6 protein-coding genes are annotated in these 6,368 nt (G+C 49.3%); 5 read left to right on the top strand and 1 reads right to left on the bottom strand.

Annotated elements, in window-relative coordinates:
- The first annotated feature begins 209 nt into the window (after positions 1 to 209).
- The 3 genes from KDD36_14515 (at position 210) to KDD36_14525 (ending at position 2,390) form a co-directional block, all read left to right on the top strand.
- The gene (locus KDD36_14515; GenBank protein MCB0397862.1) at positions 210 to 698 is read left to right on the top strand and encodes a DUF1573 domain-containing protein; all 489 of its coding nucleotides are present in this window, start codon (positions 210 to 212) and stop codon (positions 696 to 698) included.
- 3 nt (positions 699 to 701) lie between these two features.
- Positions 702 to 1,088, top strand: coding sequence for a DUF1573 domain-containing protein (locus KDD36_14520; GenBank protein ID MCB0397863.1), 387 nt, complete (start codon positions 702 to 704; stop codon positions 1,086 to 1,088).
- A gap of 75 nt (positions 1,089 to 1,163) precedes the next feature.
- Entirely contained in the window at positions 1,164 to 2,390 is a 1,227-nt protein-coding gene (locus KDD36_14525; protein MCB0397864.1) for a pyridoxal phosphate-dependent aminotransferase, read from the top strand.
- A 646-nt stretch (positions 2,391 to 3,036) separates the two neighbouring features.
- On the opposite strand, the gene KDD36_14530 is transcribed toward KDD36_14525, so the two are convergent.
- Positions 3,037 to 4,236 carry a DUF1343 domain-containing protein gene (locus KDD36_14530; GenBank protein ID MCB0397865.1) on the bottom strand — a complete coding sequence of 400 codons (1,200 nt, stop codon included), beginning with the start codon at positions 4,234 to 4,236 and terminating at the stop codon, positions 3,037 to 3,039.
- A 76-nt stretch (positions 4,237 to 4,312) separates the two neighbouring features.
- Here KDD36_14530 and KDD36_14535 point away from each other — a divergent pair, with 76 nt between their 5' ends.
- Together KDD36_14535 and KDD36_14540 are read left to right on the top strand one after the other, a co-directional pair.
- Positions 4,313 to 5,539: an ABC transporter permease gene (locus KDD36_14535; GenBank protein ID MCB0397866.1), complete on the top strand. Its 1,227-nt coding sequence runs from the start codon at positions 4,313 to 4,315 to the stop codon at positions 5,537 to 5,539.
- A gap of 299 nt (positions 5,540 to 5,838) precedes the next feature.
- The gene (locus KDD36_14540; protein ID MCB0397867.1) at positions 5,839 to 6,054 is read left to right on the top strand and encodes a hypothetical protein; all 216 of its coding nucleotides are present in this window, start codon (positions 5,839 to 5,841) and stop codon (positions 6,052 to 6,054) included.
- Positions 6,055 to 6,368 lie beyond the last annotated feature (314 nt).

Genomic DNA, 6,368 nt, shown 5'->3' on the forward strand with positions numbered 1-6,368 from the left:
ATTTTCTATCCCGTAGGTACGGGAGGGATACCCCCAACTAAATACAGATAGTTCGGCTCGTTCCTCATCTCCTACTGCATAAGTTGGGTTAATCTGGCATGGTTTTCGTAATCGTTATGATTAAGTAAACGCTTGTGATTGCACCCAAAAAATCCTTACTTTTGTAAATACAGGCAATCGCTTTTAAAGATCAACCTAAATTATATACAATGAAAAAATCCTTAATTGCAACCGGTTTATTTCTGGGAAGCGCCTTGTTTGCGTTTGCCCAGGAGCCCTCCACATATGCACCTGCAGCACCGGAGAATCCCAATGCTCCTGAGATCGTATTCGAATCTGAGGTAATCGACTACGGTACCATTGAGTATAGGGCAAACGGAGAGAGGGAGTTCAAATTCAAGAACACCGGAAAAGAGCCTCTGATCATTACCAGCGCAAAGGGTTCTTGTGGCTGCACCGTACCTTCACATCCTACCGAACCGATCGCACCCGGTGCTTCCGGCGTGATCAAGGTGAAGTACGCTACAGACCGTCAGGGTCCCTTCAGCAAAACGGTAACCATCACTTCGAATGCCAAAACGGCTACCAAAGTTCTGAAGATCAAAGGAACCGTAAAGCAAAAACCGGAAGAGCCTTCAGGAACACCGTTGCAAAACAGCAACACATTCACTCCGACGGCCAGCCCCGACAATGAGTAACCTATGCGAATTATCGCACTGATCATATTGAAGACCCTGCTATTCGCAGGGTTTTCTTTTGCCCAATCCGCTGAGTTCAAGTTTGAGGATGATGTGTACAAATTCGGCAAAGTGTCGGAGGATAGTCTTCTTTCCTTCGACTACCACTTTATCAATTCCGGCGATGCACCATTGATCATCCAGGACATCAAGGTGACCTGCGGATGTACCGTACCCACCTGGCCGAAAGCTCCCATTCCTCCCGGAGGGAAAGGCACGATCCGTGTCACCTTTGACACGAGTGGCAAGATCGCCTACCAGGAGCGGACATTGGAAGTCCATTCCAACGCCCGAAAATCTCCATACAAACTAAAGTTCAAGGGAACGGTTCTGAACAAAAAGAAAGGGTAAATCTGGAATTCTTCCTACTTTTGCACCCTTCATCAGATTATTATCGTGTTTTGTTTCACTGAATTCTGAATCACCATGCCTACTATTTCTAAAAAAGGCTTACAACTGCCCGCTTCTCCCATCCGTAAACTGGTACCGTTTGCCGAAGGTGCAAAACAAAAAGGACGTACCGTCTATCACCTGAACATCGGTCAGCCGGACATTGAATCCCCCCAACTGGTGCTTGACGCGATCCGTAACTTCGACCTGAGGGTGATCGAGTATAGTCACTCAGCCGGTATCGAATCATACAGAAAAAAACTTCTTCAGTACTACAAAAAGGTCAACATCAACCTGGACCTGAACCAGGTGATCGTAACCGCCGGTGGATCGGAAGCGCTGCTTGCATCCTTTATCTGCTGTCTGGATGCAGGTGATGAAGTGATCATCCCTGAGCCTTTCTATGCCAACTACAATAGCTTTGCTATCGCAGCGGGTGTGGTCGTAAAACCGATCACCTCCACCATCGAAACAGGTTTCGCCCTTCCTCCGATCTCAGACTTCGAGAAGCTGATCACTGACAAGACCAAAGCCATCCTGATCTGCAATCCCGGCAACCCTACCGGATACCTTTATTCCAAAGAAGAGCTGGATGCATTGCGCGAGATCGTACTCAAGCATGACCTCTTCCTCTTCGCGGATGAAGTATACCGTGAGTTCTGCTATGACGGCAAGACCCACCACAGCACGCTCAACCTCCCCGGTCTTGAGCAGAATGTCATCATGGTGGATTCCGTTTCAAAACGTTACAGCATGTGCGGCGCACGGGTAGGTACCATCGTCACACGCAACAAGGAAGTTTTTGATGCCATCATGAAATTCGCCCAGGCCCGATTGAGTCCGCCCACCCTCGGACAGGTTGGTGCCGAAGCTGCCGTGGATACCCCGGACAGCTACTTCCAGGAAGTGAAGGATGAATATGTAAAGCGTCGTGACCTCGTGGTGAAAGCGCTACAGAACATGGATGGCGTGACCTGCCCTACACCGGGCGGTGCATTCTACGTCATTGCCAGTCTGCCCATCGACGATTCCGATAAGTTCTGTCAATGGCTGTTGGAATCTTTCGAGTTTGACAACCAAACCGTGATGCTGGCGCCGGCCACCGGGTTTTACTCCACACCGGGTCTCGGAAAAACCGAAGTGCGCATCGCCTATGTGTTGAACCTGGATGCCCTCAGCAATGCCATGAAATGTTTGGACGCGGCATTAAAGGTATACCCGGGCAGGACTGAAGTCAAGCAAGCCGCTGCAGCAAAACTGTAAGAACACTTATTTGATCTGATCTATCTCGGGCGAAGGCTCCCGGATCGCTTTGCTCCCGGGAGACGTGTGCTAACATTGGTATGTGTTTATAGCTCCAATGTTAGGCGTAGGCTGCGCCTACGTCGGAATATGTTTGTATGCTTTCAGCTTTATGTGACACGGTGGTAGCAAATGCTACAGGATAGACAGACGAAGGTGCAACCTTCGCCTAACGACTCTTTGACAACTTGCTGTCCACATAAATTACGGTCAGAAACGACGCTGTTAGGCGTAGGCTGTGCCTACGTCGGAATATGTTTGTATGCTTTCAGCCTTACGTGACAATGTGTAGCAGATGCTACAGAATAGACAGACGAAGGTGCACCTGTCCCGGGAGCAAAGCGATCCGGGAACCTTCGCCTAACCACCCGGAATCAGTTGGATTTCCTGGTTTTTAATGGTGCCATTGTGAGGTTCCTCGCGAAGCTCGGAATGACATCTGACAGAAAGATGAATGAAAAAAGACAAAAGCGCTGGGGTTAGTCATTAAAATATATTGTTGTTTAACCCCAGCGCTTTTGTCTTGCCTGCATATGTTATCCGAATTGTCATTCCGAGCATCGCGAGGAATCTCGACACCAGGAAGACAGCTACAGCCCCCAGAATCCTAAGGTTCAAAATCCGTATACAGGAGATATTTTTTACGGATCTTCTTAAAGGCTGTAATGCCGGGGGTCCAGCTTTTCCGGATTTCTTCTTCGGTGACATTCGTCATCACCTGTTTTCTCAGCTCCGTTGTACCTGCGAGTTTATCGAATGAAGACCGGAAGAAGGCATCTGAACCTCCCACTTCCTTGTAGCTCTCCAGCAACCAGAAGAGGTATATCTGCCCGGCATTCTTGATAAACAGGTCGCTGAACATCGACACATCAAAACCTTTGCACACTTTACCCTCCCATTTGGGGTCGGCGGCGACACCGGGGATACTTACAGGTGTAAAAGTCGTGGTGCCGCTTTTCAGGTCGGGATGTCCGAACTGTTGGAAAGGCTTGTCGGTACCACGTCCCACACTCATGACCGTTCCTTCAAAAAGACAAAGGGAAGGATAGAGGTAAACGCTCTCCATGTTTGGCAGGTTGGGCGACGGTTTGACCGGCAGGTCATAATTCATCCTGTGCGTCCAGTTGGCACAGGGAATGACCGTAATGTCACATTGGATGCTGTCCTTCAACCACCCCTCACCATTTACCATCCCGGCGTACTCTCCCACGGTCATCCCATGCACGATGGGCACGGGGTGTAATCCAATGAATGATGAAAGCTCCGGCTGAAGCACCGGCCCGTCCACATAAAAACCATTGGGGTTGGGGCGGTCAAAAATGATACAGGGTTTCTTGTTCTCCGCACAAGCCTCCATCACATAGGTCATGGTGGAGATGTAGGTATAGAAGCGGGCACCCACATCCTGGATGTCAAACACCACGACATCAACATCCGCAAGGTCTTCCTTCGTGGGTTTCTTATGAGAACCATATAATGAGGTCACGGTCAATCCGGTTACGGGATCTTTTCCGTCCTTCACCTTCTCCCCTGCACCATGATCACCGCGAAAACCGTGTTCGGGAGCGAAGACTTTCACCACATTTATTTTCAGCGAGATCATCGTATCAACAAGGTGTGTCATTCCAATCATAGAGGTTTGATTGGCTACCACCCCCACGCGCTTACCTTGCAGCAAAGGGAGCCATCTCCCGGTTTGTTCCGCTGCCGTCCGTATATCCGGCCCCGGCTTTTCCTGCGGCACTCCTGTTTCCTCTCCCCTCCCTGTATGCTCCTGCTGTTGCTCAACACTGTTCTGGCAGGCCATTGCCGCGGACGCCACATACAGGAAACCTGCCGTGGCTAGTATTTTTGTTACTTTAGGCCATGAATTTCGAGCGGACATGAATACGGAAGTTTTTATTGCGCGGCGGATGTTGAACAGCCGGTCGGCCGGCCTGGAAAGGTTGTCCGGACCTATCGTGAAGATAGCGACGTTGGCTGTAGTGCTCGGGTTAACGGTCATGATTGTGGCGGTGGCCATAGTCACCGGATTCCAACAGGAAATCCGTGATAAAGTTATTGGATTCGGGGCGCATATTCAAATTAACAACTACGATTTCAATACATCTTACGAACCGACCCCCATCCCGGCTCATCTGGATTTTGTTCCCGAACTGCTGAAAACAAACGGCATCAATCACGTGCAGTCCTATGCCACCAAGGCAGGTATCATCAAAACCAGTGATGAGATCATGGGGGTAGTACTGAAAGGTGTGGGCACGGATTTCGACTGGACCTTCTTCAAAAGCAAACTTGTGTCGGGACACACACCGGAACTTAGCGACTCCGTCCGGTCCAACGACATCATGATTTCGAAGTACGTTGCCCAGACACTACAACTTGATACCGGGGCCAAGCTCAACATGTTCTTCATCCAGGACCCGCCCCGGTCACGCTCCTTCCGGGTAACAGGGATTTATGAGACGGGCATGGAGGAGTTCGACAAGCTGTATGTATTCGGTGACATTGCCCACATCCGTAAGCTGAACGACTGGGCCGAGGATCGCGTGGCAGGCTTCGAAGTGCGCATCGACGACTATGACAAACTGGACGAGATGGGGGTTGAAGTCAACGAAATCATCGGTTACAAGTACCTGGCACAAACCGTACGTGAATTGCATCCGCAGCTGTTCGACTGGCTGAACCTTCAGGACGTGAATGTCATCGTGATCCTGGTATTGATGGCCATTGTGGTGATTATCAACATGTCCACGGCCCTGCTCATCATGATCCTGGAACGCACGCAGATGATAGGTATATTAAAGGCCCTTGGGGCGGCAGACTGGCGCATCCGGAAGATCTTTCTGTACAATGCAGCGTACATCATCGGCCGCGGTATGCTGTGGGGCAACCTCATTGGCATCGGCCTTTGTCTGATCCAGCAGAAGTTCGGCGTCATCCCGTTGGACCAGGCATCGTACTACCTGACCCAGGTCCCGATCAACCTGGAGATTTCCCACCTCATCATCCTGAACGTTTCAGCCTTTGCACTGAGCCTGGTGATGATGGTGCTTCCCTCCTACCTGATCGCACAGATCACGCCGGTGAAAGCGCTGCGGTTTGGATGATGTGCTGATGTGTTAATGCGGTAATGTGTTGATGCGGTAATGTGTTGATGTGGTGATGTGATGATGTGGTGATGTGGTGATGTGATGGTGTGCCAATTTGAAGATTTGAAAATGGGGTAATTATGGGGAAATTCGATTGTATTGATAAAGCCATACGAACGGTGCGACCGGTTATTGAATCAACGTAATACGAAGATCGCTGTTGGCTGGGCAAGAACATTTCATGCATTGATTTCGTACATTTACAGTAGCGATGTAAAACATCTGCAATCATTATCACCAACTCAAAGGCAAGTGTTATGAAAGAAGTTACCCTGAAAATACCAGACAAACGATTCGGTTTTTTTATGGAACTGATCAAGCAATTAGGCTTTGAAGTAGCTGGAGAGACCGATCAGATTGACATCCCCGAAGAACACAAGGCCATTGTGAGAGAACGGATCAAAAAATCCTGCCAGAACCCTGATCGACTGATGGAATGGGACAAGGTAAAGGATAATTTCCGGCTTGAATAATCATGGCCTTTAGAAGCAATGCTGGCGCGGATTTGCAATCCGTGCATCGAACAGCTAAAAGCTTTCAGAAGTCTTTGAGGTTGCCTTAAGTTCAGGACTTAGTAAAGTCACATCGAGCAAACTATCCGTGCTGGCGCGGATTTGCAATCCGTGCATCGAACAACTAAAAGCTTTCAGAAGTCTTTGAGGTTGCCTTAAGTTCAGGACTTAGTAAAGTCACATCGAGCAAACTATCCGTGCTGGCGCGGATTTGCAATCCGTGCATCGAACAACTAAAAGCTTTCAGAAGTCTTTGAGGTTGCCTTAAGTTCAGG

The organism is Flavobacteriales bacterium, from assembly GCA_020435415.1.
GTDB lineage: Bacteria > Bacteroidota > Bacteroidia > JACJYZ01 > JACJYZ01 > JACJYZ01.